Here is a 26,187-nt window from a genome sequence, read left to right on the forward strand (position 1 = left end):
CTTCGGCCCTCGTTATCGGGGGCCTTATGCTTAACATAGTGTTGTTTGAACCAGAAATCCCGCCGAATACCGGCAATATCATTCGCCTGTGCGCCAATACCGGCTTTCAGCTCCACCTGATTGAGCCGCTCGGTTTTGCCTGGGATGATAAACGCTTACGCCGCGCCGGACTGGATTATCACGAATTTACCGCCATCAAATTCCACGCAGACTATGCGTCATTTCTGGCGGCAGAGTCGCCCGCGCGGCTGTTTGCTTTGACCACTAAAGGCACGCCAGCGCACAGCGCGGTGCAGTATCAGGCCGGGGATTATTTGCTGTTTGGTCCGGAGAGCCGCGGACTGCCGGCTGAGATTTTGCAGGCCTTACCGCCACAGCAGAAGATTCGTATACCGATGCAGGCCGAAAGCCGCAGTATGAATCTGTCGAATGCGGTCTCGGTGGTGGTGTATGAAGCGTGGCGCCAGCTTGATTACGCTGGCGCACTGACTAAAGACTAGATGCCGTCGCCAAACTGAAAGCCCGCCAGGCTGCCATTGAAATGCTGATCCATATCCATTGACGGCTTATCACTGCCGGGCTTGCCGACGATACGCGCAGGCACGCCTGCGGCGGTGGTATGCGGCGGCACAGGCTGCAGGACCACCGAGCCGGCGCCGATTTTTGCTCCGCGTCCGACCTCAATGTTGCCGAGGATTTTCGCCCCGGCACCAATCATCACCCCTTCACGGATTTTTGGATGGCGATCGCCGCTGGTTTTGCCGGTCCCGCCAAGCGTAACCGACTGCAAAATTGAGACATCGTTCTCAACCACTGCCGTTTCGCCAATCACAATCCCGGTCGCATGGTCGAGCATGATGCCGTGACCGATGTTGGCGGCCGGATGGATATCAACCGCAAACGAGACGGAAATTTCATTCTGCAGGTAAACCGCCAGCGCACGACGTCCCTCGTTCCACAACCAGTGGCCGATACGGTACGCCTGTAAGGCGTGGAAGCCTTTAAGATAGAGCAGCGGCGTGGAGTATTTATCCACTGCCGGATCGCGCTGACGGACCGCCTGAATATCGTAAGCGGCTGACAGGATCATCGTAGGGTCTTCGCGATAGGCCTCTTCGACTATCTCACGGATAGCGATTGCCGGCATAATCGGGTTGGCCAGCTTATTAGCCAGCATATAACTCAAAGCACTACCGAGATTTTCATGCTTAAGCAATGTCGCGTGGTAAAAGCTGGCCAGCATCGGCTCACAATCAGCCAGGGCTCGCGCTTCTGCTTTGATATTATTCCAGACCAGTTCTAACTCATCAGACGACATTGCTGTTTTCTCCCGATAAAAAAAGCGCCTGAATGGGCGCTACAGGTGATGACGCTACGCTTCCTGCTTTAGCTATTGCTGTTTTCGTCCTTCCTTGTCCGCCCCAGCAGGCTTAATGCTGCATCCCGCGCGGGTTTTTCGCAATACAGCACCTGATAAATCTGCTCGGTGATCGGCATTTCTACGCCGACTCGCGCGGCTAACGCTCTGACTTCCTTGGTATTTCGGTAGCCTTCTACAACTTGTCCGATAATGCGTTGTGCGCTATCTACATCCTCGCCCTGGCCCAGCATCATGCCAAAACGACGGTTGCGCGACTGATTATCGGTACAGGTCAGGACCAAATCACCCAATCCCGCCATGCCCATAAAGGTAGTGGGATCGGCACCTAGCGCCGCGCCGAGACGACTCATCTCCGCCAGCCCGCGCGTAATTAATGCGGTACGTGCATTGGCACCGAAACCGATGCCATCGGAGATACCGGCACCGATAGCAATTACGTTTTTAACCGCCCCGCCCAGCTGTACGCCGATAAAGTCAGGGTTGTTGTAAACGCGGAAACTTTTGCCGCAGTGCAGCTTCTGCTGCAAATCGTCAGCAAACCGGGCATCGGTCGCTGCCAGTGCAATCGCGGTCGGTAAACCTGCCGCCAGCTCTTTTGCAAAGGTCGGGCCGGAGATCACCGCCAGCGGTATCGCCTCGCCAACGATCTCACGCGCCACATCCTGCAGCAGACGTCCGGTCTCTTTTTCCAGCCCTTTGGTCGCCCAGACAATGCGCGAATCGGCGCGTAATTCCGGCTTGATCTGTTGCAGCACATCACCAAATACGTGACTCGGCACCACAATCAACAGATCGCGGCTGGCCGCAATGGCTTTCGCCAGGTCAGGCTCAAGAGAGAGATTATCGGGGAACGGCACATCGGGCAGGAAAGCGGTATTACAGCGGTCAGACTGAAGTTGCGCCAGGTGCGCCGGGTTATGTCCCCACAACAGCACCGGATGGCCGTTACGGGCCAGGGTAATCGCCAAAGCGGTGCCGTACGAGCCGGCACCGATGACGCTAATCGAAGCGTGAGTAGTCATCAGGCATCCTGATGTGGTTCGGCGCCTTCTTCACCTTGCTGCTGCTGCAGGTAGTTCATAAACAGCGCATCAAAGTTAACCGGCGCCAGGTTCAGCTGCGGGAAAGTACCACGTGAAACCAGGCTGGTAATGCATTCGCGTGCATACGGGAACAGGATATTCGGGCAGTAAGCACCCAGGCAATGGGCCAGCTGCGTGCCTTCGATACCGCTGATAGTGAAAATACCGGCCTGCTGAACTTCACACAGGAAAGCGGTCTCTTCACCGACGGTTGCGGTTACAGTCACACGCAGCACGACTTCATAAACTTCGTCAGCCAGTTGAGAAGATGCAGTATCCAGATCCAGTTTTACGTCCGGCTCCCACTCTTTCTGGAAAACCTGCGGCGCGTTAGGCGCTTCAAATGAGATATCTTTGGTGTATACGCGCTGAATCTGGAATTGCATTTCGTTAGTGTTGTGTTCTGACATGTGACCAGGTCCTATAAGTGAGAATGTCCGGCGTAAAATTACGCCTGCAGTAAAGGATCTAAACCTTCGCGATTATCGAGTGCAAATAAGTCGTCGCAGCCGCCAATGTGCTGCGCATCAATAAAAATCTGAGGCACGGTCGTCCGGCCGCTGCGCTTAATCATCTCTTCACGTTTCGCCATGTCCCCATCGATGGGAATCTCCTGGAACGATACGCCTTTTTGCGTTAACAGCGCCTTCGCCTGATGGCAATAAGGACAGGTCGCTTTGGTGTACATCTCAACGTTTGCCATGATTAGCACCTATGTAAGATTATTTACCGCGAATTAACGGCAGATTTTCACCGCTCCAGCCGCTGATGCCGTCTTTCAGCACTGACACCTGGGTAAAGCCAGCAGCACTCAGATGGGCAGCAGGATCGGCCGCGCTTTGTCCGGTCGCGCACACCACGATGATCGGCTGCGCTTTATGTTTTTCCAGTTCGCCTAAATTGCCTTTCTTAATCTCTGCGGCTGCTACATTCAGCGCACCTGAGATATGCCCTCTGCGAAAATCGTCGCGCGAACGCACGTCTACAACTACCGCGTCCTCTTTGTTAATCAGGCGGGTTGCTTCACCACGACTGATAGTTTTTACCTTAGAGAACATTCCTTTAACGGTAGTCACAATCACCAGAATGAGTAAAACAACCCATGCCAGACTGAGGATGGGGTGATTGCTTGCAAACTGCATAATTTCTTGCATGAGGGGTAACGACTCCAGACCGGGCTAATAAGCTAAAACAAGGGTTCTGAGTATACCTGCGCCACTTCTCATGTACAGATGCTAAGCGGTCAGAGTGGTAATTTGAGTAGCATTTTCCAAAAAAATCTGGCTAAAGCACAAAAATGGCGTAACGCTTAGGCAATGTCCTGTAAAAACCGGACATAACTGGAAAAGCAAATGCCGGAGCGGTTTGCTGGTAAGCGGCGGTTCATCGTGGAATAATCATTGGCCTATGAAGGGAAAAATAACCGTTTCGCACACAAGGACCCGTCGCAACGGCGATAACCTGCCGTTGTCCACACATCTGTCCACCCTATCCCTTAGCCTGCTTTGCGCGGGCGTACTGTTATTGCCGACCGCCGCGCGCAGTGCGGAAGACAGCAAATCCCAGCTGCAATCTATTCAGCAAAACATCGCTGAAAAAGAGAAAAGCGTTAAAGCGCAAAAGCTACAGCGCAGCAAGTTGCTGGATCAGTTGCAGAGTCAGGAAAAAATTATTGCGCAGGCCAGTCGTCAGCTGCGAGAAACCCGGAATAGCCTGACAGCATTGAATAATGACATCAGCCAGCTCGCCAGCTCGATCGCCCGGCTTGAAAAGCAGCAGACGCAACAGGAAAAGCTGCTTTCACAGCAGCTCGACGCCGCGTTTCGCCAGGGCCAGCATAATGGCCTGCAACTGCTGCTGGGCGGTGAAGAGAGCCAGCGCAGCGAACGCATTCTGGCCTATTTCGGTTACCTGAATGCCGCACGCCAGAAGAGTATTGAAGCGTTACAGCAGACGCGACAGGATTTGAGCCAGCAGCGGGCCTCGCTGGAGCAGAAGCAACAGCAGCAGAAAGGCCTGCTAGCCCAGCAGCAAAGCCAGCAGCAGAAACTGCAGCTGGCGAGCGCAGCACGTAAGAAAACCCTGACGGTACTGGAAAGCGCGCTGGAAAAAGATCAGGCCGATCTGGTGGAGATGCGCCAGAACGAAACCCGTCTGCAGGACAAAATCGCCCGGGCAGAACGTGAAGCACGGGAACGTGCTGCCCGCGAAGCGCGTGAAGCGGAAAAAGTGCGTCAGCGTCAGGCGCAGGCGAAAGCCAAAGGATCAAGTTATCAGCCGACCCAGAGTGAACGCGAGCTGGTCGCCCGAACCGGCGGCCTGGGTCGCGCCGGCGGTCAGGCCCTGTGGCCGGTACGCGGACGTATTGAGCATCGCTTTGGCGAACAGCTTCAGGGTGAGCTGCGCTGGAAAGGGCTGGTGATTGATGCGCGCGAAGGCACCGAGGTGAAAGCCATCGCCGACGGTCGCGTACTGATGGCCGACTGGTTACAGGGCTATGGTCTGGTGGTGGTACTGGAGCACGGTAAAGGCGACATGAGCCTGTATGGCTACAACCAAAGTGCGCTAGTGACCGTCGGCGCCCAGGTGAAAGCCGGTCAGCCGATTGCGCTGGTTGGTACCAGTGGCGGCCGTGGCACACCGTCGCTCTATTTTGAAATTCGACGTCAGGGACAGGCCGTCAACCCACTCCCGTGGTTAGGAAAATAAGTTTTGCTGCAACTTCGAAAAATCTCCGTACTGCTGAGCAGTTTGTTGCTCAGCTACGCTGCCCACGCCGGCAAACTCGCGATTGTGATTGATGATGTCGGTTATCGCCCGACCGAAGAAAACAAGGTTCTGCAGATGCCGCAGGCAATCTCGGTCGCGGTGCTGCCTAATGCGCCGCATGCGCATGAAATGGCCACCAAAGCCCATCAGAGTGGTCATGAGGTGTTGATCCATCTTCCGATGGCACCGCTCAGCAAGCAGCCGCTGGAGAAAGATACCTTAACGCCAGAGATGAGCAGTGAAGAGGTAGCACGCATCATGCGCAATGCGGTCAACAACGTGCCTTATGCGGTGGGTCTCAATAACCATATGGGCAGCAGAATGACCTCCAGCCTGCCCGGCATGCAAAAAGTGATGCAGGCGCTGAACCATTACAACCTCTATTTCCTGGATAGCATGACCATTGCGAACAGCCAGGCAGTGCCGGCGGCGCAGGGCACCCAGGTCAAGGTGCTGAAGCGCAGAGTTTTTCTGGATGACAGCCAGGATATTAACACCATTCGCCAGCAGTTCAGCCGCGCGGTAAAGCTGGCGCAGCGTGATGGCTACGCCATCGCCATTGGCCATCCGCATCCCAATACTGTCCGGGTGCTGCAACAGATGTTACCCACGCTGCCGGCTGAGATTACCTTAGTCCGTCCCAGCCAGTTGCTGAACGAGCCGCTGCATAATGGCACTCGCCCACCAGCCACATCGGTAGCGCCCACTAAGCCCGTTTCACCGCGCTTCCAGCCGCCTGGGCTGTGTAAGCCAAAACGGCCGCTGACACCGGTTCCGGCGACGCGAGCACTGGAAGTGGTAGGCGAAAGCGTGAGCCAGAGTCCGCTGTTTAAGCAGGTAAAAAGTCTGTTCTGAATTTGCTATGAATGCTAAGTATGCAGCTTAGCGTTCAATTCTACGCAGAAATTACTATAATCCCGGGTCGGGCCATGAGGTGCTGTGTGGAATATTGAGACGGATGACGATAAATAAACAAAAAATTCTGCTGCTGGATAACGGCAGAGAATGGGGAGGCGGCACCAACAGCATGCTGGAGCTGCTGAAGCGTATTGATCGTCAGAAATTTGATATCACCTGCTGCTTCTACCACAACTACGGACGCGGCAACGGTGAAACCATTGAGTCCGTACTGCTTGCACTGGATATTCCGGTATTCTTTATTCCGCAAATCAAACAACCGCGCTGGGCCAAAATCGTCAAAGAGGTGGCGCGTGCACTGCTGTTTTTCAATAAAAAACTTAAGAAGCGCGCCATCGATCTGATTGATGAGCGCTGGCGCATCATTCCCAACGCCAGCAAAATCAACTCGTTGTTACAGCTGGGCAACTACGACACGCTGTATATGAATAACCAGCCCAGTACCAATGTCGAAGGGTATCTGGCGGCGCGAGGCCTGAATGTGGCGGTGGTCCAGCACTGTCGTATCGATCCGCTGCTGGAGCCGCGGCTGGTTAAAATGGTTAATCAGGATTGCCAGGCGGTAATTGCGGTCTCCGAGGGCGTTAACGCCACGCTACGTAAGCACGGCGTGAAGGCAGATCGCTGTTTTACCGTCAGCAACGCTATTGATATCCACCAGCCGCTGCCCGACCGCCTTGAGGTGCGTCAGCGCTTTAAACTGGCTCCCGGTACCTTTGTGTTTGGCTCCATCGGTTCGCTGATATTACGTAAATCCAATCACCATACGTTGCAGGCGCTGGGCCGCTTCAAACGCGCGCATCCGGATGCTGACTGGAAAATGATCGTTGTTGGTGCCGGACCTGAATTACAGCACCTGCTGCAGCTGGCGACGGCGGAAAATATTCAGAATCACGTGGTGTTTACCGGCTTCCAGAATAATGCACTGGATTATCTCACCGCCTTCGATGCGTTTATTCTCGCGTCACGCAGTGAAGGTCTGCCACGGGTGGTGCTGGAAGCGATGCTGGTGAACACCGCCGTCGTCGGTTCGCGCGTGGTCGGTACTGCCGAATTGATCAGTCATGATGAAACCGGCTTGCTGTTTGATTACGGCAATGTGGTGCAACTGACCCAGCATCTTACTGCGCTGTGGCAGGATGCGGATTTACGTCAGCGACTGATCAATGCGGCAGGCAAGCGCGTGCGCGAACAATACGCTATTGAAACCTACGTCAGCGGCGTTGAAAATATTCTTCAGAGCGTCGTCAGAGAAAAACCCCATGCTTAATTTTTTAAATCCTCGCTATCGCCATATCCGGGCGCGCCATAACCTGCCCTACGATCAGGCGGACGTGCAGGGAGATGTGACGCTGACCTCGGTGGTAATCCCCTGCACCGGCGCGGATTACATTGAAGAAGCCCTGCTCAGCGCCACGTTTGCCGCACGCTTTGCGACGCAGATAGAAGAGATTGTTATCGTCAGCGATCAACCTGCGGCGGCCTTTGGTGAACTGCCGGCTAAAACCCGGGTGGCGACGCTGGACGTTCCGCATCGCGAGGAAAACTATCGCTATAAGCAGATCTATCGCAGCCGGTTGATCAAACTGCAGGCCCCCCTGCAGGCCAAAGGGGACGGCATTCTGATGATCGATTCTGACCTCAATCTACTGAAGATGCCTGACATCAGAATGAAGCCAGGCCATCTCTACTCCAGCTTCCGTCAGGGCAAAATGATTGCCAAACTGGAAGGCGCGCCAAAAGAGGTGATTCCCGCCTATTACCCGTCCAGCATCCGTCCTTACCTGGTTGATCACGTCAATGGCGCTTATCTGGCGGCGACGCGCGCGGTCTGGCAGCGTATTTCACCGCTGTGGCTGACGCTATTTAATGATACCTGGCATTTGATGAATGACAGCCAGCCACCGACCGATCAGCTGCCGCTGGCGGTGTTGCTGGACATGCTGGATCTGAGGACTGTTAATCTGGGTGAATGGGCCAACTGGCCGGTTTCGAAGAAAATAGGCGGTCAGTCAGCGGTGATACCGACTGAGGTGGTAGGTGCACACGGCGGCTTCCCGCTGTCGGAATGGCAAAAATACCTCCGCGATCCCCGCCAGCCGCTGATGTTTAAAGGCCAGGATTACACCCGCAAAGTGCGCTACCTGACCGATGAAGAGAAAAAGCAGGCGTAATAACGCGGCCGCATAACGGCCGCCATCTGCTTAATCCCAGTTGAGGATCACTTTGCCGGAACGTCCGGAACGCATCTCATCGAAGCCCTGCTGAAAATCATCAATCGCATAGCGATGGGTAATAATCGGCGTTAAGTCGAGTCCCGACTGGATCAGCGCCGCCATTTTATACCAGGTTTCAAACATCTCGCGACCGTAGATCCCCTTAATAAACAGCCCTTTGAAAATGACCAGGTTCCAGTCGATCGCCATTTCACCCGGCGGGATACCCAGCAGAGCGATCCGTCCACCGTGGTTCATCACCTCAAGCAGCGTGCGGAAGGCCGGCGGCGCGCCCGACATTTCCAGCCCGACATCAAATCCCTCGGTCATCCCCAGCGAATGCATCACCTCGCGCAGATCTTCTTTTGCCACATTAACCGCCCGGGTAACGCCCATTTTCTGCGCCAGCGCCAGCCGGTATTCATTGATGTCGGTAATCACCACGTTGCGCGCGCCAACGTGACGACAGACCGCCGCCGCCATAATGCCGATAGGACCGGCTCCGGAGATCAGCACGTCCTCACCGACCAGATCAAACGACAGCGCGGTATGCACCGCATTGCCGAACGGGTCAAAAATCGCCGCCAGCTCATCGGAAATGTTGTCAGGAATTTTGAAGGCATTGAATGCCGGGATCACCAGATATTCGGCAAAACAGCCCTGACGGTTAACGCCCACCCCGATGGTATTGCGGCACAGATGGGTGCGTCCGGCACGGCAGTTGCGGCAGTGGCCGCAGGTGATGTGGCCTTCGCCTGACACCCGGTCGCCAATAGAAAAACCTTTGACCTCCTGGCCGACCGCCACCACTTCCCCCACATATTCATGGCCAACAATCATCGGCACCGGGATGGTTTTGCGCGACCAGTCATCCCAGTTGTAGATGTGCACGTCGGTCCCGCAGATGGCCGTTTTACGGATTTTTATCAGCAGGTCGTTATGGCCCGGCTCAGGAACCGGCGCATCGGTCACCATCCAGATGCCCGCTTCTTTCTTCAGTTTGGCGAGTGCTTTCATGGTTAATTCCTCAGGCGATGACGCCCAGTTGTTTGCCGATTCGGGTAAAGGCCGCGACCGCGCGTTCCAGCTGCTGCTGGGTATGGGCAGCAGAAATCTGGGTGCGAATGCGCGCCTGGCCTTTGGGCACCACCGGATAGAAGAAACCGGTGACGTAGATGCCTTCCTGTTGCAGCAGACGGGCAAATTCCTGCGCCACGCTGGCTTCGCCAAGCATCACCGGGATTATGGCGTGATCGGCACCGGCGAGAGTAAAGCCAGCCGCGGCCATCTGCTCACGGAAGAAGCGGGCGTTATCCCACAGCCGCTGACGCAGGCCGTCGCCTTCGCTCAACAGATCAAGCACCCGCAGAGAGGCGGCAACAATTGCAGGCGCCAGTGAGTTGGAAAACAGATAAGGCCGTGAACGCTGACGCAGCCACTCAACCACTTCCGCTTTCGCTGCGGTGTAGCCGCCCGATGCGCCGCCCAGCGCTTTACCCAGCGTGCCGGTGATGATGTCGACACGGCCCATCACCTCGCAATACTCATGGGTTCCGCGTCCGGCATTGCCCACAAAACCCACCGCATGCGAATCATCCACCATCACCAGCGCCGAGAACTCGTCGGCCAGATCGCAGATCGCCGGCAGGTTAGCAATCACGCCATCCATTGAGAACACGCCATCGGTCGCGATCACAATGTGACGGGCACCGTTAGCACGCGCCTCCTGTAAACGCGCCCGCAGCTGTTCCATATCGTTATTGGCGTAGCGATAGCGCTGCGCTTTACACAGCCGGACCCCGTCAATGATTGAGGCATGATTCAGGGCGTCAGAAATGATGGCGTCCTGCGCATCAAACAGGGTCTCAAACAATCCGCCATTGGCGTCGAAACAGGAGGAGTAGAGGATCGCATCTTCCATTCCCAGAAATTCCGCCAGCCGTTTTTCCAGCAGTTTGTGGCTGTCCTGGGTGCCGCAGATGAAGCGCACTGATGCCATGCCAAATCCGTGCGAGTCCATCCCCTCTTTTGCCGCCTGGATCAGAGCGGGATGGTTGGCCAGCCCCAGGTAGTTGTTGGCGCAGAAGTTGATGACTGCCGGATCGCTGCCGACGGCGATTTCCGTTTGCTGAGCAGAGGTGATAATTCGCTCCTGTTTAAACAGGCCTTCCTGACGGGCAGTATCGAGTTGCTGACGAAGTTGTTGATAAAATTGCGCGGGCATTATTGCTCTCCTCAGATGGCAAAAATTTGGCACATCTTACTGAACAGCGAGCCTGACCACGATAAATCACCCAACAGAATGTCATTTTTGCAGCATAGTTCACGCCATGGCGGATACCGCACCAATCGTTACAGAGTCATCTGGCTGTCTGCACCCTGATGAAATGTTATGATGTGAAGTATTCGTGTGTGAAACCTCCTGTTTCACCCCACAACGTTGAAGGTAACAACATGATTATCGTAACTGGAGGCGCAGGAATGATTGGCAGCAACATCGTCAAAGCGCTGAACGATCGCGGTCACACCGACATTCTGGTGGTGGATAATCTGAAGGATGGCACCAAGTTTGCCAACTTAGTCGACCTGGATATTGTCGATTACATGGACAAAGAAGAGTTCCTGATGAGCGTGATCGCGGGCGATGATTTAGGCCCGATCGAAGCGGTGTTTCATCAGGGCGCCTGCTCTTCCACCACCGAGTGGGATGGCAAGTACATGATGGAGAACAACTATCAGTACTCCAAAGAGCTGCTGCACTTCTGTCTTGAGCGCGAAATCCCGTTCCTGTATGCCTCTTCAGCAGCCACCTATGGCGGCCGCAACGAGAATTTCATCGAAGAGCGCCAGTATGAGCAGCCGCTGAACGTCTATGGTTACTCGAAGATGCTGTTCGATCACTACGTCCGTCAGATGCTGCCGGAAGCGAACTCGCCGGTGTGCGGTTTCCGCTACTTTAACGTCTACGGACCGCGAGAAGGCCACAAAGGCAGCATGGCGAGCGTCGCTTTTCATCTCAATACCCAAATCAGCAACGATGAAAATCCAAAACTGTTTGAAGGCAGCGACGGTTTCAAACGCGATTTCATCCATGTAGATGACGTGGCTGCGGTGAACCTGTGGTGCTGGGAGAACGGCGTCTCCGGCATTTATAACTGTGGTACCGGCCGCGCAGAATCCTTCCAGGAAGTGGCCGATGCGGTCCTGAAATTCCATCAGAAAGGCCAGATTGAGTACATACCGTTCCCGGAAAAACTCAAAGGACGCTATCAGGCATACACCCAGGCCGATCTGACCCGGCTGCGTGCCGCAGGCTATGACAAGCCGTTCAAAACCGTGGCGCAGGGCGTCGCTGAATATATGGCCTGGCTTAACCGTAACGCATAAAGGAAGCTGCTCCGGCGATGAAAATTCTGGTAATCGGCCCGTCGTGGGTCGGCGATATGATGATGTCGCAAAGTCTCTATCGCACGCTCAAGGCCGAGCATCCCGATGCGGTGATTGATGTGATGGCACCGGCCTGGTGTCGTCCACTGCTGTCACGCATGCCGGAAGTGAATCAGGCGCTGGCGATGCCGCTTGGCCATGGTGCGCTGGAAATTGGTGAGCGACGCCGGTTAGGCAAAACGCTGCGCGCCAGCCACTATGACCGCGCCTATGTGTTGCCGAATTCGTTTAAGTCGGCACTGGTGCCGTTCTTCGCCGGGATCAAACGTCGCGTTGGCTGGCGCGGCGAAATGCGTTATGGCTTGCTGAACGATCTGCGGGTGCTGGATAAAGCGGCTTTCCCGCTGATGGTTGAACGCTACGTCGCGCTGGCCTATGACACGCCTGTGGCGTCGGCACAGCAGCTGCCGCAACCGCTGCTGTGGCCAAAGCTACAGGTCGAAGAGCAGGAAAAAATTCAGACCGCCGCGCAGTTTCAGCTGTCGGCGACGCGTCCAGTGATCGGTTTTTGTCCCGGCGCCGAATTTGGTCCGGCAAAACGCTGGCCGCACTATCACTACGCTGCACTGGCGCAGCAGCTGATCGCGGAAGGATTTCAGATTGTGCTGTTTGGCTCGGCAAAAGATCGGCCAACCGGTGAGGAAATTATCGCCGCACTGCCGGAAGCGGCCCGCGTCCACTGCCGTAATCTGGCCGGTGAGACTCAGCTGGAGCAGGCAGTGATTCTGCTGGCACAGTGCCGGGCAGTGGTCAGCAACGACTCCGGCCTGATGCATATCGCCGCCGCGCTGGACCGTCCGCTGGTCGCGCTCTATGGCCCAAGCAGCCCTGACTTTACGCCACCGCTGGCTCGCCAGGCGCGGGTTATTCGCCTGATTAGCGGCTATCACAAAGTGCGCAAAGGCGACGCCGAGCAGGGCTATCATCAGAGCCTGATCGACATACAACCCGAGCGCGTGCATCAGACTCTTACCGAATTACTCGACGCGCCGCAGGAGGTGCCATGCACGTCCTGATCGTTAAAACCTCATCAATGGGCGACGTGCTGCATTCGTTACCAGCGCTGACCGATGCGATGCACGCCATTCCTGGCATCCGTTTCGACTGGGTGGTGGAAGAGAACTTTGCTCAGATCCCCGGCTGGCATCCCGCAGTGGATAAGGTGCTACCGGTAGCGATTCGCCGCTGGCGCAAACACTGGTTTGGCAGCCAGCAGCGTGAAGAGCGCGTGCTGTTTAAGCGCGCGTTACAGGCACGTCAGTACGATATCGTGATTGATGCGCAGGGGCTGATCAAAAGCGCGGCGCTGGTGACGCGATTGTCAAAAGGCGTTAAGCATGGCCAGGATAGCCGCAGCGCGCGTGAACCGTTTGCCAGCTGGTGGTATGACGTGCGGCATGAGGTCAGTAAGCAACAGCACGCCGTCGAGCGGACGCGCGAACTGTTTGCTAAAAGTCTCGGCTATGAGAAACCGCACGGCCAGGGCGACTATGCGATTGCCGGACATTTCCTGCATCACCTGCCTGCCGATGCACAGCACTATCTGGTGTTTCTGCACGCCACGACGCGTGACAACAAGCACTGGCCAGAGTCGCACTGGCGGCAGCTGATTGAACGGGTGCAGCCGAGCGGATTGCGGATCAAGTTACCGTGGGGCGCAGAACATGAGCACCAGCGTGCGCAGCGCCTGGCCGAAGGATTTGAGCACGTCGATGTGCTGCCGAAACTGACGCTGGAGGCGATTGCCCGGCAGCTGGCTGGCGCGCGTGCGGTAGTATCAGTCGATACCGGATTAAGCCACCTGACCGCCGCGCTGGATCGCCCTAACCTGACGCTGTATGGACCGACCGATCCGGGCCTGATCGGTGGTTACGGTCAGAATCAACAGGCGCTGAGCGCCCCGAATCATAATCTGGCGGAGCTGACTGCCGACGCGGTGGCAGAAAAACTGCAGGCCGTTATTACGGAAAACAGGCCATGAACTATGTGTTGATCTACCTGCTGCTGGTGCCGTTTCGCACGCTGATGCGGCTGTTTTACCGGCCGACCGGGCGCAATTTAATCATTCAGACGGCAAAAATCGGTGATTTCATTAATATCACGCCGATGCTGCGCGCGCTGGGTCAGTCCGAATTGCTGATCAGTAAGGCGGTAGAACCGCTGGTGCGCCATGATGATACCGTCAGCCGCTATTTTCTGATTGAAGAGGCGAAGCGCAGCTTCTTTGCCAAGCTTAAACTGGCGTTCACCCTGATGAACCGCTACGACAATGTTTATCTGGTGCAGCCCAACAGCGTAAACCTGTTTTTTGCATCGCTGTGTAACGCGCCGAACAAACAGTTTTTGCGCACCTATGTGCGTAAGTCCTACCACGCGGTGTTCTATCGCAGCGCCAGCGGCATTGTGGATCATGCCAAGACCGATTTAACCCTCGACAGCTACCTGAAACTGATCAACCGGGAATACCGTTATACCGATTTCCCTAAGCACGCCACGTCGCCGCTGTGGCAGCCGCCCGCGCCGCCTGCTGCGCTGCTGGCTCCGCGTGAAGGGATTAAAATCGGTATCAGTATCTCCGCTGGCAACCGGGCAAAAACCATTCCCGCCAGCGTCTGGCAGCAGCTGATGGAAGCGCTGACCGACCTGCCCTGTACCTTTTATGTATTCGGGCCGCCTGCTGAACAGCCGTGGCTGGATGAATTGCTGAGCTTAACCGGCCCGAAAGAAAATATCGTGAGCCTGATTGGTGAGCTAAAACTGGAAGAGGTGCCCTGGGCCATCGCGCAGATGGATTTCTATATCTCATCTGACTCCGGCAATGCCTATATTGCCGATGCGCAGCAGGTACCGGTGATCATGCTTTATGGCCCTTGTGAAGTCAGGGAACAGCGTCCGGTCAACAATGTGCTGTTTGTCGGGCCCGATAATGTTGCTGCGTCGACATTCGTTTTTGCCACGCGTTTTCGCTTTGATCAGCCCGCTGAAAAATTATTTGGGCTGAATCACGATAAACTGACTAGAATACAAGCGTTTATTACTCATAATCTGGAATAGTGAAGCGTAATGGCAATTACCCCTGTTGCTGATGCTGTTCAGCAAAGTAAGCTCCTGGTCAACACGCTCTCTGATACGGATGCAAATCCGGTGCACGTTGCCTTTGGCATCAACCACGCCTATGCGCGTGGTCTGGGCATTACGTTATTTTCACTACTCAGCCATCATCCTGATACCGCTTTCCACGCCCATATCTTTTCAGACTCGCTAAGCGAGCAGGATGTCGAAAAATTACGTTCGCTGGCAACTGGTCATCGGCTGGCGATTACGCTGCACATTTTCAACAGTGCCTGGGTCGATCAGTTGCCGGCGGTCGGACGCTATCCAAAAAGCATCCATTATCGTTTTCTGATCCCCGAAACCGTGGCGCGCTTCAGCGATCGGGTGATCTACATCGACGCCGATACGCTGGTGGTGGGTGACTATTCGCCGTTATTCAGCCTGGATATTGCCGATTACACGCTGTGTGCCTGTAACGATACGCCACGGGCGCGTCAGAATCAGTGTCCGAAGCTCGGCCTGAAGGGCAACAACTACTTCAACTCCGGCTTTATGCTGATCAATATTCCACGCTGGATGGCGCGTCAGACCACGGCCCGCATTACCGAGGTGCTGGTCACCCGCGGAGCGGAGTTTGGCTTTCCCGATCAGGATGCATTGAACATTGTGCTGGAAGATGAGGTGCTGATCCTGCCGGAACGTTACAACCACATTTACGACATCATCGCGAACAAGGTGTGGCACCGCTTCCGGGTACCGGACGATACCGTGATGATTCATTACACCGGTAAATGCAAACCCTGGCATGCGTGGGGCGGCAGCGACCTCTCACTGCTCTATTACGACTATTACCAGCGCTCACCCTGGGCTTCACAGTCGCTTGATTTACCCAAACATTATAAAGAGATGAAGCGCTTCGCCCGGATCAAGTGGCATCAGAAACAGTACGCTGAAAGTTTCAGCTGGATGATGAACTACGTCCGGCACAAGTTTTTCGGTTAGCGCGGCGCGAAGATTTTTTGCTACCGGTTGTGTCACCTGACGTATCTGTGGCGTGACGGGCGGTGCGCCTGGCTTTTACAATTCCACGTTGCAGCCATCTTGCTTCAGGGAAAAGGGACTCTGCGTGCGTTTTTGTTAACAATTCCGGTGATTTACTTCAGCATGGGCGAAAGTCAGTTTTATAATCGTCAGTCACCCTATTTTATTTTGCTGGCCTGGACCTGGTTTATGATGATGAGGCAAACCCCTTTCGCGTTTCACTCTGCACAGGTGCAAACGTTGTCATGAGTGCTCTTCCCCTGTTGAGTATCATTACGCCTATGTACAACGCGGGCAGCATGTTTGATGAATTCATGCAGTCGCTGCTGGCGCAAACGCTGACGTCGCTGGAGATCATCATTGTCGATGACGGCTCAACCGACGGTTCCGGTGAGCGCGCCGACTATTACGCCCAACATCACTCCCACGTTCGGGTCATTCATCAGGAAAACGGCGGCGTCTCACGCGCGCGTAATGCTGGCCTGGCGGTCGCGCAGGGGAAGTATGTCACCTTTCCCGATGCCGATGACACCATGCAACCGGAGATGTACCAGACGCTGGTGACGCTGGCGGAACAGGACAATCTTGATGCGGCACAGTGCAATGCCGAATGGTATTTCAAACATAGCCAGCGGGTTAAGCCGCTGATTCCGCTGGACCGCCTGCGCAGTACCGGCGTGCTGAGCGGTCCCGACTGGCTGAATACCGCGTTAAAAACCCACCGCTACATGCATGTGGTGTGGCTGGGCATTTATCGTCGTGCGTTGATTGAACAGCATCAGTTGCTGTTTGAGCCAGGGCTGCACCATCAGGACATTCCGTGGACCACTGAATTCATGTTGCTGGCGAAACGCGTGCGTTATACCGATGCGGTGCTGTACCGCTACTACATGCATGACGCCTCGATCAGCAATCGCAAGCGCACCGGCCAGCGTAATGTCGAATACCAGCGTCACTATCTGAAGATTGCCGGTATGCTGGAAGCGCTGAATCGCCGCTACCGCGGCAAGGTAAAAATCTATCCATCGTTCCATTATCAGGTGACGCATGAAGCGCTCAGCGTCTGTCATAGCGTACGTCGGGAGCCGGATAGTGACGCACGCCGGGCGATTATCGCCGACCTGTTTGCCAGCCAGACGCATCGGCGAATGCTACGCAATGCCCGTGGGATTAAGCAGTGGTATCAGCTGCTGCTGTGGCTGAGTCGTCTCTATCGCTGGCGTTACAAATAACCCTTGAGGCTGGCTTTATCCTAAAAAGGGTTTGCCCTACAATCGGTTCACTAAAATTTGAGAACAATTGTTTATGGCCAGTCCGATCCCAGCAAACGTCTCTCCGCAAAATATATTGCTTATCAAGCTGCGCCATCATGGCGACATGCTACTGACGACGCCGGCGATCAACGCCCTTCGCCAGCGTTATCCGCAGGCCAGTATCGACGTGTTGCTCTATCAGGAAACGCGTCCGATGCTGGAAGCGCATCCGGATATCCGCCATCTGCACGTGATTGATCGTAAGTGGAAGCAGCAAGGCGGCTGGCGCAAGCTGGGCCATGAATATGCCTTGATTCGTGCGGTACGGGGATGTCATTACGACGTGGTGATTAATCTGGCCGATCAATGGCGTGCAGCCCTGATTACCCTGCTCTCCGCCGCGCCGATACGCATCGGCTTCGCGTTTAAAAAGCGTGACAACCTGCTCTGGCGGCTGTGTCATAACCAGCTGGTCCCGACCCTCAATCACAGCAAACTGCATACCGTGGAGCAGAATATGTCCGCGCTGGCTCCGCTCGGCATCAGCAGCGAGAGCGCGCGGGTTTCGATGCACTACAGTGAAGCCGATCGTCAACACGTGCTCGCCAGACTGGCGGAGAAGCAGATCGCCTCGCCGTTTATCGTGGTGCAGCCGACCTCCCGCTGGGGCTTTAAATGCTGGGAAGAGGAGAGCGTTGCCGCCACCATCGACCAGCTGGCGCAGCCAGAACGTCCGGTGGTGCTGACCGCCGGGCCGGATAAACACGAACTGGCGATGATCGAGCGCATTCAGGCGCTGTGCACCACGCAGTATGTGGTGTCGCTGGCTGGCCAGTTCACTCTGCCGCAGCTGGCGGCGCTGATCGATCATGCCCGGCTGTTTATTGGCGTCGACTCCGCCCCGATGCATATGGCGGCCGCGCTGAACACACCCTGTATTGCGCTGTTTGGCCCGACCAAGCTGCAGCACTGGCGGCCGTGGGGCGACAATAATCACGTCATCTGGGCGGGCGATTATGGTCCGCTGCCGTCACCGGACTCGATTGATACCAAAACTGACCAGCGTTACCTGTCGGCCATCCCGGTTAAGGATGTGGTCGCGGCGGCAAGGAGTTATCTGAATGAGTAAGTTACGGCTGGCGATTGTCCGGCAGAAATACCGCCCTGATGGCGGCGCCGAGCGTTTTATCTCGCGGGCGCTGGAAGCGCTGGGCAGCGAACAGCTGGATCTCAACATCATCACCCGCAGCTGGCAGGGCACGCCGAATCCTGACTGGCACCTGCACATCTGTAATCCACCCAAACTCGGACGGGTCTCTCGCGAACGTGGATTTGCCCGTGCGGCCCGCGCCTGCTGGGAACGGGAAAAGTTCGACATTGTGCAAAGCCATGAGCGCATCGCCGGTTGTGATATTTTTCGTGCCGGTGATGGTGTCCACCGCGTCTGGCTGGAACAGCGTGCGCGGATCGTTTCGCCATGGCAGCGCCTGAGCGCCAGCCTCAGCCCTTACCATCGCTATGTCCTGCAGGCGGAAGCGGAGATGTTTAATTCGCCGGCGCTGAAAGCGGTTATTTGTAACTCTGAGATGGTAAAACGCGACATCCTGCGCTGCTTCTCACTCGGTGCCGAAAAAATCCACGTCATCCATAACGCCATCGACGGCAGCCGTTTTCAGCCCGCCACCGACGCCACCCGCCACGCGACCCGTCAGCAGTTATCGCTGCCCGACAGCGCGACCGTGCTGATCTATGTTGGCTCCGGTTTTGAGCGCAAAGGGCTGAAAGCGGCGATTGAAGCGCTGGCCGGCAGCGATCGCTACCTGATTGTGGTCGGCCAGGATAAACAGCTGCAGCGCTATCAGCAGCTGGCCAATCAGCTCAACTGTCTGGATCGGCTGCGCTTTGTCGGCGTACAGCAGGACGTACAGCCGTTCTATCATGCGGCCGATGGTTTACTGCTGCCCACGCTCTACGATCCTTTCCCGAATGTGGTGCTGGAGGCGATGGCCTGTGGCCTGCCGGTAATTACCAGCACCGGCTGCGGCGGCGCGGAATTTATTACTGCCGGTCAGCAAGGTTTCGTCTGTGATGCGCTGGATATCAATGGACTGAATCAGGCGATTCAGGCGATACCGTCGCTTTCAGTCGACTCACGCATGGGCGAAGCGGCACGGCGCAGAATTGAACCTTATGGGCCGCAGCGACTGGCCAGCTCGCTGACTTCGCTGTATCAACAGGTGCTGCGAAGCAACTGACAATGTGGGATGAGTGGATGCAGGGTTTCTGATAACATGCCGCCATCTGATTTTAATCTGGTTTTAGACGCGAACGTGTCGTAACGGTAACTATGACGACCATTTACACCGCACTGCTCTATCTTATTCAGCCACTGATTTGGCTGCGCCTGTGGCTGCGCGGTCGTAAAGCGCCGGCCTATCGCAAACGCTGGGCAGAGCGCTATGGCTATTGTGTCGGCAAAGTTAAGCCAGACGGTATTGTGCTGCACTCGGTGTCGGTCGGCGAAACGCTGGCGGCGATCCCCCTGGTGCGTGCGTTGCGTCATCGTTATCCTACCCTGCCGATTACCGTCACCACCATGACACCAACCGGTTCAGAGCGGGCGCAATCGGCGTTTGGCAAAGATGTGCATCACGTTTATCTGCCTTATGACCTGCCAGGCTCGATTAATCGTTTCCTCGATACGGTCAACCCACGGCTGGTGATCATCATGGAAACCGAGCTGTGGCCCAATATCATCCGCATTCTGCATCAGCGCAATATTCCGCTGGTGATCGCCAACGCCCGTCTTTCGGCGCGTTCGGCAAAAGGCTACCGCAAGCTGGGCAAATTCATGCGCCAGCTGCTGCAGAGCATCACGCTGATTGCGGCGCAGAATAGTGAAGATGGCGACCGGTTCCTTGAGCTGGGCCTGAAGCGCTCGCAGCTGGCGATTACCGGCAGCCTGAAATTTGATATCTCAGTGACGCCAGAGCTGGCGGCCAGAGCCGTCACGCTGCGCCGTCAGTGGGCGCCGCGGCGTCCGGTGTGGATTGCCACCAGCACCCATGAAGGCGAAGAGGCGATCGTGCTCGATGCGCATCGCCGACTGCTGCAATCCTTCCCGGATTTACTGCTGATTCTGGTTCCCCGTCATCCCGAACGTTTCAACGATGCGCGCGAACTGACCCAGCAGCGTAACTTCAGCTTTATCCTGCGCAGCAGCGGTGAGATTCCTTCTGGCTCGACTCAGGTGGTAATTGGTGACTCGATGGGTGAACTGATGCTGCTGTACGGTATTGCCGATCTGGCTTTTGTCGGTGGCAGCCTGGTTGAACGGGGCGGCCATAACCCACTGGAGCCTGCTGCACATGCGATTCCGGTTCTGATGGGGCCGCACACCTGGAACTTCAAAGATATCTGCAGCAAACTGCAACAGGGCCAGGGCCTGATTACCGTCACCGACGTGATTTCGCTGGAAAAAGAGGTCACCAACCTGTTGCAGGATGATGACTATCGTCGTTATTACGGACGCCACGCGGTGGACGTGCTGCATCAGAACCAGGGCGCGCTGCAACGTCTGCTGCAGTTACTCGAACCCCATTTACCGCCACGGGCCCACTGATGCCAACACGCCAACGTCTTTCAGTGGTGATGATCGCCAAAAACGAAGCGGAACTGCTGCCTGACTGTCTGGCCTCCGTCAGCTGGGCCGATGAGATTATCCTGCTGGATTCCGGTAGCGAGGATAACAGCGTGGACATTGCCACCCAGGCGGGCGCGCAGGTGTTTCGCAGCGATGACTGGCAGGGTTATGGCATCCAACGCCAGCGCGCGCAGCGTTACGCCAGCGGCGACATGATTTTGATGATCGATGCGGATGAGCGCGTGACGCCTGAGCTGCGCGCCGCCATTGAGCAGGTATTGATCGCCCCCCCCAGCCGCACGGTTTACAGCCTTGGCCGCAGCAACCTGTTTCTGGGCCGCTTTATGCGCCACAGCGGCTGGTATCCTGACCGCGTCATGCGGCTCTATCCCCCGACGTTGCACTACAATGACAACCTGGTGCATGAATCGCTGAACGCCGAAGACGCGCCGGTGGTGGCACTGAAGGGAGATCTGCAACATCTGACCTGTCGTGATTTGATTGCTTTTCAGCGCAAGCAACTGGCGTATGCCGAAGCCTGGGCGACGGAACGTCATCAGCGCGGTAAACGCTGCGGCCTGTTTTCTATCTTCAGCCATACGCTGGGTGCATTTGTAAAAACCCTGCTGTTACGCGCGGGCTTTCTGGATGGCAAACAGGGCTGGATCCTGGCGGTGGTTAACGCACAATATACCTTTAACAAATATTCGGCGCTGTGGGCGCTGAATCACGCATCGGCAAAAGGGCGAGTATGAGTACTAAAGCCATTTATCCCGGCACCTTCGATCCCATTACGCTGGGACATCTCGATATTGTGACGCGGGCCGGGCAGATGTTTGATCGGGTAGTGCTGGCGATTGCCGCCAGTCCCAGCAAGAAGCCGATGTTCAGTCTGGACGAGCGCGTGGCGCTGGCGAGCCAGGTAGTGGCGCATCTGCCTAACGTTGAGGTGGTCGGATTCAGTGACTTAATGGCAAATTTCGCCCGTGCTCAGCAGGCTAACGTGCTGGTTCGTGGACTGCGTGCGGTATCGGACTTTGAATATGAGATGCAGCTGGCGCACATGAATCGTCATCTGCTGCCGACGCTGGAGAGCGTGTTCCTGATGCCGTCGGAAGGCTTCTCATTTGTTTCCTCTTCGCTGGTCAAAGAGGTGGCGCGTCACGGTGGCGATGTCACTGCCTTCCTGCCCGCGCCAGTCTATCAGGCGTTGCTGGCTAAATTAGCTTAGTGCTGACAATTCGGGCACCAGTATGTGCTGCGCTGCCCGTGTCTGCCGCTGACAATCGGCGTACCACATGCCCGGCACGGTTCCCCGGCCCGACCATAAACCTGCAGCTGCTGCGCAAAATACCCCGGCTTACCATCACTCTGTAAGAAGTCACGCAGCGTGGTCCCGCCCTGCTCGATGGAGCGCAGTAACACCGCTTTGATGGTATTGACCAGCAATCCGGCCTCTGACTGCGACAGGCTGCCGGCAGGTCGATCGGGCAGGATCCCGGCGGTAAACAGCGACTCACTGGCGTAAATATTGCCGACGCCGACCACCACTTTATTATCCATCAACCACTGCTTGATCAGCGTCCGTTTGCCGCGCGACTTTTCGAACAGGTAAGCACCATCAAAATGGTCGCTGAGCGGCTCCGGTCCCAGATGCGCCAGCACGCTGCTGCCAGCCAGATCGTTGCTCCAGAGCCAGGCACCAAAGCGACGCGGATCGGTGTAGCGCAGCACTTTGCCATTGCTCATCACCAGATCAACATGGTCATGGGTGGCGGCCGGCAACTCTTCTGGCAGCACGCGTAAACTGCCGGACATCCCGAGATGGATGATGATCCAGCCATGCGGCAGCTCCAGCAGCAGATATTTTGCCCGACGCTGCACGCTAAGCACCGGCTGATCGCTCAGCGACAGGATCTCCTGCGAAACCGGCCAGCGCAGACGCGAATTACGCACCACGGCGTGAAGGATGGTTTCACCGACCAAATGCGGTTCGATACCGCGGCGGCTGGTTTCAACCTCTGGCAACTCTGGCATAACCTCTCCTCAGCAGATTGCACAAACAAAAAACCCGGCCGGAGCCGGGTTTTTAGCAGAACACTAAAATTACTTAATTTTAGCTTCTTTGTAGATCACATGCTGACGTACAACCGGATCGAACTTTTTCAGTTCCAGCTTCTCTGGTTTAGTACGTTTGTTCTTCGTGGTGGTATAGAAGTGACCTGTACCAGCAGAGGAAACCAGCTTGATCTTCTCACGAATACCTTTAGCCATGATTCAGTTCCTTAGTACTCTTAGTACTTCTCACCACGGGCACGCATGTCGGCTAACACCGTATCAATGCCCTTTTTATCGATAATACGCATACCTTTTACAGATACACGCAGAGTAACGAAGCGCTTCTCGCTCTCAACCCAAAAACGGTGTGAGTGCAGGTTCGGAAGGAAACGGCGTTTCGTCGCGTTCATTGCGTGGGAACGGTTGTTACCGGTCACCGGACGCTTTCCAGTTACCTGGCAGACTCGTGACATGTCTATTCTCCAAAAATCAAATCAGCTCGAGCTTTAAAAATTAGGTTTTGGCCGCCTCGTCAGGCTTGCAGCCCGCCAGGCGAGTTCCATGGAACCCGCTAAGCTGGCCTAACCGCCAAACCCGAGATTCTCAAAGGTGGCGTAGTATACGCCGCTCAGCCCAAGTGCTCAAGTCCCGAACAGATAAAGATCCCGAATGATCGGGTAAAAAGCCGCCACCTGGCGCGAATTTTTGCTGTGTTAAAGCCAGCCTCGCTCAGCAAACGAGACATATTCGCCATGGCCTATCACCAGATGATCGAGCAAACGGATGTCGAGTAACTGGCAGGCTTCGCTGACTTTTCGCGTCACATCGCGGTCAGCCCGGCTCGGTTCCGCCATACCGGAAGGGTGGTTATGCGCCAGAATCAGTGCGGCTGCATTGACCTTCAGCGCCTCCCGTACGATCTCACGTGGGTGGACCTCTACGCTGTTGATGGACCCCGAAAACATCTTTTGCGCCGCCAGCACCCGATGCTGATTATCAAGAAACAGCACCATAAAGATCTCACGTTCCTGTTGGGCTAACAGACTTTGCAGGTAATGGCGCGTAACCTGGGGATTTTCCATCGCACTTTCGCGCGCCAGCTGGCTGGCAAAAAAGCGCTTCGCCAGTTCCGCAATCGCGTGCAGCTGTGCCAGTTTGGCATCACCAACACCCTTAATGCCGCTGAATGCGGCTTTGCTGGCGGTCATAATGTGATAGAGCGAGCCAAACTCCTGCACAATCTGCTGCGCCAGCGCCATCACGTTTTGCCCCGGCGTGCCGGTGCGCAGAAACAGGGCCAGCAGCTCGACGTCACTCAGCGCCTGTGCGCCCTGCTGCTGTAGTTTCTCCCGTGGTGCCATACTTTTCATCTGCATTCTCCCTGTGGCGAACGTCAGGGTGACCCATCTGGCGCAACGCCACCATCAGCAGCGTGACATTTTACGAGATGGCTCGCAAACGCAGGCAGTGAAAAGGCGCGTCACGGCTTTTGTGATAAAGTCCGTGCATTCGCCGCGGCAGGCGGCAGACAGTTTAGTGAGGCCAACATCATGATGGGATTAGCCGGTAAAAAAATTCTTCTTGGCGTGAGTGGCGGGATTGCCGCCTACAAAGCACCTGAGCTGGTGCGGCGCCTGCGCGATCGCGGCGCCGATGTCCGCGTGATGATGACGGACGGAGCTAAAGCGTTTATTACGCCGCTCAGCCTGCAGGCGGTTTCCGGTTACCCGGTATTTAACGATCTGCTCGACCCGGCGGCAGAAGCGGCAATGGGGCATATTGAACTGGCTAAATGGGCGGATTTAATTGTGCTGGCCCCGGCAACCGCCGACCTGATTGCCCGGATTACCGCTGGCATGGCCAACGATCTGGTGACCACTGCGGTACTGGCTACCGCATCGCCGGTTGCGGTGGTGCCGGCGATGAATCAGCAGATGTACCGTGCAGCAGTAACCCAGCAAAATCTGCAGGCGCTGCAGCAGCGCGGCATCCTGATTTGGGGGCCTGACAGCGGCAGCCAGGCCTGTGGCGACGTCGGGCCGGGCCGGATGCTCGATCCGCTGGCGATTGTCGACCATGCGGTACAGTGGGCTACTCCCGTCAACGATCTGCAACATCTCAACATTATGATTACCGCCGGCCCTACCCGTGAGGCATTGGATCCGGTGCGCTACATCTCTAATCACAGCTCCGGCAAGATGGGCTTTGCTATTGCGGCCGCAGCGGCCCGACGCGGTGCCAACGTTACGCTGATCAGCGGGCCGGTGACGCTACCTGCACCTGCGGGGGTAAAACGGGTCGATGTCATCAGTGCGCTGGAGATGCAGGCGGCGGTGATGGGCGAGATAGACAAACAACATATTTTCATTGCAAGCGCAGCCGTGGCAGACTACCGGGCAGCCGACATTGCGGCCGAAAAAATCAAGAAACAGGGCGGCGATGATAACGTCACGCTGCAACTGATAAAGAATCCCGATATTGTTGCCGGCGTCGCCGCGTTACAGGAGCATCGGCCTTTCGTGGTTGGATTTGCTGCTGAAACCCGGAATGTGGAAGAATACGCCCGGCAAAAACGGGTGCGCAAGAATCTGGACCTGATCTGCGCTAACGACGTTGCTAAAGCCGGACAAGGGTTCAATAGCGACACCAATGCTCTTCACCTTTTTTGGCAGGATGGAGAAAAACGCTTACCGCTTAGCGATAAGTCTCTCCTTGGCCAACAATTATTAGACGAGATTGTCAGCCGTTATGATGAAAAAAATAGACGTTAAAATCCTTGATGCGCGCGTCGGCAAAGAATTTCCGCTGCCGACCTACGCCACCTCGGGTTCCGCTGGGTTAGATTTACGTGCCTGCATCGACGATGTTCTCGACATCGCCCCAGGCACCACCACGCTGGTTCCTACCGGCCTGGCGATTCACATTGCCGATCCTGATCTGGCTGCGGTCATCCTGCCGCGCTCGGGCCTCGGCCATAAACACGGCATCGTGCTGGGTAATCTGGTGGGACTGATCGACTCGGATTATCAGGGACAGTTGATGGTTTCAGTATGGAACCGTGGTCAGGAAAGCTTCTCGCTGCAGCCGGGCGACCGCATGGCACAGCTGGTTTTTGTCCCGGTGGTGCAGGCCGAGTTTAATCTGGTGGAAGACTTCGACGCCAGCTTGCGCGGCGAAGGCGGCTTCGGTCACTCAGGCCGTCAATAACCAACGCTACCGACTTTCACTTACGCCAATTATTTTTTCTCATCGCCATGAGACGTGTGCTTGTGGCAGATGCGTAGGTGTTGCCTGTTCAAGGTGAATTTCAGGGGTCTTTAAGGTC

Annotated in this window: 29 protein-coding genes; 18 read left to right on the plus strand and 11 right to left on the minus strand. The window is 56.0% G+C overall.

Annotated features, from left to right (window positions below):
- Positions 1 to 26 precede the first annotated feature (26 nt).
- Positions 27 to 500: a tRNA (uridine(34)/cytosine(34)/5-carboxymethylaminomethyluridine(34)-2'-O)-methyltransferase TrmL gene (gene trmL, locus AC6I8D_RS19460; RefSeq protein WP_312760496.1), complete on the plus strand. Its 474-nt coding sequence runs from the start codon at positions 27 to 29 to the stop codon at positions 498 to 500.
- Here trmL and cysE read toward each other — a convergent pair.
- The 5 genes from cysE to AC6I8D_RS19485 form a co-directional block, all read right to left on the minus strand.
- Positions 497 to 1,318, minus strand: coding sequence for a serine O-acetyltransferase (cysE, locus tag AC6I8D_RS19465; protein ID WP_046289519.1), 822 nt, complete (start codon positions 1,316 to 1,318; stop codon positions 497 to 499). The genes trmL and cysE overlap by 4 nt on opposite strands.
- A 68-nt stretch (positions 1,319 to 1,386) precedes the next feature.
- On the minus strand, positions 1,387 to 2,403 hold the full coding sequence (gpsA, locus tag AC6I8D_RS19470) for an NAD(P)H-dependent glycerol-3-phosphate dehydrogenase (protein ID WP_312055962.1): 1,017 nt from the start codon (positions 2,401 to 2,403) through the stop codon (positions 1,387 to 1,389).
- Positions 2,403 to 2,873: a protein-export chaperone SecB gene (gene secB / locus AC6I8D_RS19475; protein ID WP_312055961.1), complete on the minus strand. Its 471-nt coding sequence runs from the start codon at positions 2,871 to 2,873 to the stop codon at positions 2,403 to 2,405. Before secB ends, gpsA begins: the two co-directional genes overlap by 1 nt.
- Positions 2,874 to 2,911: 38 nt before the next feature.
- Positions 2,912 to 3,166, minus strand: coding sequence for a glutaredoxin 3 (grxC, locus tag AC6I8D_RS19480; RefSeq protein ID WP_312055960.1), 255 nt, complete (start codon positions 3,164 to 3,166; stop codon positions 2,912 to 2,914).
- Positions 3,167 to 3,185: 19 nt separating this feature from the next.
- On the minus strand, positions 3,186 to 3,617 hold the full coding sequence (locus AC6I8D_RS19485) for a rhodanese-like domain-containing protein (RefSeq protein WP_031375596.1): 432 nt from the start codon (positions 3,615 to 3,617) through the stop codon (positions 3,186 to 3,188).
- A 253-nt stretch (positions 3,618 to 3,870) separates the two neighbouring features.
- On the opposite strand from AC6I8D_RS19485, the gene envC reads away from it, so the two are divergent.
- The 4 genes from envC (at position 3,871) to AC6I8D_RS19505 (ending at position 8,324) form a co-directional block, all read left to right on the plus strand.
- Complete coding sequence (gene envC, locus AC6I8D_RS19490) at positions 3,871 to 5,172, plus strand: murein hydrolase activator EnvC (protein WP_497820613.1); 1,302 nt, start codon at positions 3,871 to 3,873, stop codon at positions 5,170 to 5,172.
- Positions 5,173 to 5,175: 3 nt separating this feature from the next.
- The gene (locus tag AC6I8D_RS19495) at positions 5,176 to 6,087 is read left to right on the plus strand and encodes a divergent polysaccharide deacetylase family protein (RefSeq protein ID WP_497820614.1); all 912 of its coding nucleotides are present in this window, start codon (positions 5,176 to 5,178) and stop codon (positions 6,085 to 6,087) included.
- A gap of 103 nt (positions 6,088 to 6,190) precedes the next feature.
- On the plus strand, positions 6,191 to 7,420 hold the full coding sequence (locus AC6I8D_RS19500; RefSeq protein ID WP_497820615.1) for a glycosyltransferase: 1,230 nt from the start codon (positions 6,191 to 6,193) through the stop codon (positions 7,418 to 7,420).
- The gene (locus AC6I8D_RS19505; RefSeq protein WP_497820616.1) at positions 7,413 to 8,324 is read left to right on the plus strand and encodes a hypothetical protein; all 912 of its coding nucleotides are present in this window, start codon (positions 7,413 to 7,415) and stop codon (positions 8,322 to 8,324) included. Before AC6I8D_RS19500 ends, AC6I8D_RS19505 begins: the two co-directional genes overlap by 8 nt.
- 30 nt (positions 8,325 to 8,354) lie before the next feature.
- On the opposite strand, the gene tdh is transcribed toward AC6I8D_RS19505, so the two are convergent.
- Both tdh and AC6I8D_RS19515 read right to left on the minus strand, forming a co-directional pair.
- Complete coding sequence (gene tdh, locus AC6I8D_RS19510; RefSeq protein WP_069729266.1) at positions 8,355 to 9,383, minus strand: L-threonine 3-dehydrogenase; 1,029 nt, start codon at positions 9,381 to 9,383, stop codon at positions 8,355 to 8,357.
- 10 nt (positions 9,384 to 9,393) lie between these two features.
- Positions 9,394 to 10,590, minus strand: coding sequence for a glycine C-acetyltransferase (locus tag AC6I8D_RS19515; RefSeq protein ID WP_497820617.1), 1,197 nt, complete (start codon positions 10,588 to 10,590; stop codon positions 9,394 to 9,396).
- Between the two features lie 230 nt (positions 10,591 to 10,820).
- On the opposite strand from AC6I8D_RS19515, the gene rfaD reads away from it, so the two are divergent.
- From rfaD to coaD, 11 genes are all read left to right on the plus strand, one after another.
- Complete coding sequence (rfaD, locus tag AC6I8D_RS19520; RefSeq protein ID WP_069729264.1) at positions 10,821 to 11,753, plus strand: ADP-glyceromanno-heptose 6-epimerase; 933 nt, start codon at positions 10,821 to 10,823, stop codon at positions 11,751 to 11,753.
- Between the two features lie 17 nt (positions 11,754 to 11,770).
- Entirely contained in the window at positions 11,771 to 12,829 is a 1,059-nt protein-coding gene (rfaF, locus tag AC6I8D_RS19525) for an ADP-heptose--LPS heptosyltransferase RfaF (RefSeq protein WP_312055955.1), read from the plus strand.
- Positions 12,817 to 13,794, plus strand: a complete 978-nt coding sequence (gene rfaC / locus AC6I8D_RS19530) for a lipopolysaccharide heptosyltransferase RfaC (RefSeq protein ID WP_312055954.1) — start codon at positions 12,817 to 12,819, stop codon at positions 13,792 to 13,794. Before rfaF ends, rfaC begins: the two co-directional genes overlap by 13 nt.
- Positions 13,791 to 14,867, plus strand: coding sequence for a glycosyltransferase family 9 protein (locus tag AC6I8D_RS19535; RefSeq protein ID WP_497820618.1), 1,077 nt, complete (start codon positions 13,791 to 13,793; stop codon positions 14,865 to 14,867). The genes rfaC and AC6I8D_RS19535 overlap by 4 nt, the downstream gene beginning before the upstream one ends.
- 9 nt (positions 14,868 to 14,876) lie before the next feature.
- Positions 14,877 to 15,869 carry a glycosyltransferase family 8 protein gene (locus AC6I8D_RS19540; RefSeq protein WP_497820619.1) on the plus strand — a complete coding sequence of 331 codons (993 nt, stop codon included), beginning with the start codon at positions 14,877 to 14,879 and terminating at the stop codon, positions 15,867 to 15,869.
- 221 nt (positions 15,870 to 16,090) lie between these two features.
- A complete protein-coding gene (locus AC6I8D_RS19545) occupies positions 16,091 to 17,140 on the plus strand; it encodes a glycosyltransferase (protein WP_409519834.1) in 1,050 nt (349 codons plus the stop codon).
- Positions 17,141 to 17,213: 73 nt separating this feature from the next.
- The gene (rfaQ, locus tag AC6I8D_RS19550; RefSeq protein ID WP_497820620.1) at positions 17,214 to 18,290 is read left to right on the plus strand and encodes a putative lipopolysaccharide heptosyltransferase III; all 1,077 of its coding nucleotides are present in this window, start codon (positions 17,214 to 17,216) and stop codon (positions 18,288 to 18,290) included.
- On the plus strand, positions 18,283 to 19,416 hold the full coding sequence (locus tag AC6I8D_RS19555; protein ID WP_312760479.1) for a glycosyltransferase family 4 protein: 1,134 nt from the start codon (positions 18,283 to 18,285) through the stop codon (positions 19,414 to 19,416). Before rfaQ ends, AC6I8D_RS19555 begins: the two co-directional genes overlap by 8 nt.
- 92 nt (positions 19,417 to 19,508) lie before the next feature.
- A complete protein-coding gene (gene waaA, locus AC6I8D_RS19560; RefSeq protein ID WP_031375144.1) occupies positions 19,509 to 20,783 on the plus strand; it encodes a lipid IV(A) 3-deoxy-D-manno-octulosonic acid transferase in 1,275 nt (424 codons plus the stop codon).
- Positions 20,783 to 21,559 (plus strand): glycosyltransferase family 2 protein, encoded by a 777-nt coding sequence (locus tag AC6I8D_RS19565; RefSeq protein WP_497820621.1) that lies wholly within the window; start codon positions 20,783 to 20,785, stop codon positions 21,557 to 21,559. The genes waaA and AC6I8D_RS19565 overlap by 1 nt, the downstream gene beginning before the upstream one ends.
- Positions 21,556 to 22,035, plus strand: coding sequence for a pantetheine-phosphate adenylyltransferase (gene coaD / locus AC6I8D_RS19570; RefSeq protein ID WP_312055948.1), 480 nt, complete (start codon positions 21,556 to 21,558; stop codon positions 22,033 to 22,035). Before AC6I8D_RS19565 ends, coaD begins: the two co-directional genes overlap by 4 nt.
- On the opposite strand, the gene mutM is transcribed toward coaD, so the two are convergent.
- The 4 genes from mutM to radC all read right to left on the minus strand — a co-directional run bounded on the left by mutM (position 22,032) and on the right by radC (position 24,232).
- Positions 22,032 to 22,841, minus strand: coding sequence for a bifunctional DNA-formamidopyrimidine glycosylase/DNA-(apurinic or apyrimidinic site) lyase (gene mutM, locus AC6I8D_RS19575; protein WP_312055947.1), 810 nt, complete (start codon positions 22,839 to 22,841; stop codon positions 22,032 to 22,034). The genes coaD and mutM overlap by 4 nt on opposite strands.
- 69 nt (positions 22,842 to 22,910) lie before the next feature.
- Positions 22,911 to 23,078: a 50S ribosomal protein L33 gene (gene rpmG, locus AC6I8D_RS19580; protein WP_001051798.1), complete on the minus strand. Its 168-nt coding sequence runs from the start codon at positions 23,076 to 23,078 to the stop codon at positions 22,911 to 22,913.
- Between the two features lie 20 nt (positions 23,079 to 23,098).
- Complete coding sequence (gene rpmB, locus AC6I8D_RS19585; RefSeq protein ID WP_006121249.1) at positions 23,099 to 23,335, minus strand: 50S ribosomal protein L28; 237 nt, start codon at positions 23,333 to 23,335, stop codon at positions 23,099 to 23,101.
- Positions 23,336 to 23,575: 240 nt separating this feature from the next.
- Positions 23,576 to 24,232, minus strand: a complete 657-nt coding sequence (radC, locus tag AC6I8D_RS19590) for a RadC family protein (RefSeq protein WP_312055946.1) — start codon at positions 24,230 to 24,232, stop codon at positions 23,576 to 23,578.
- 183 nt (positions 24,233 to 24,415) lie between these two features.
- Here radC and coaBC point away from each other — a divergent pair, with 183 nt between their 5' ends.
- Together coaBC and dut are read left to right on the plus strand one after the other, a co-directional pair.
- Positions 24,416 to 25,633 (plus strand): bifunctional phosphopantothenoylcysteine decarboxylase/phosphopantothenate--cysteine ligase CoaBC, encoded by a 1,218-nt coding sequence (coaBC, locus tag AC6I8D_RS19595; protein WP_497820698.1) that lies wholly within the window; start codon positions 24,416 to 24,418, stop codon positions 25,631 to 25,633.
- Positions 25,611 to 26,069, plus strand: coding sequence for a dUTP diphosphatase (gene dut, locus AC6I8D_RS19600; RefSeq protein ID WP_031375149.1), 459 nt, complete (start codon positions 25,611 to 25,613; stop codon positions 26,067 to 26,069). Before coaBC ends, dut begins: the two co-directional genes overlap by 23 nt.
- Positions 26,070 to 26,187 lie beyond the last annotated feature (118 nt).

It is taken from the genome of Pantoea sp. X-Soil-MYKO-1785 (assembly GCF_059730675.1).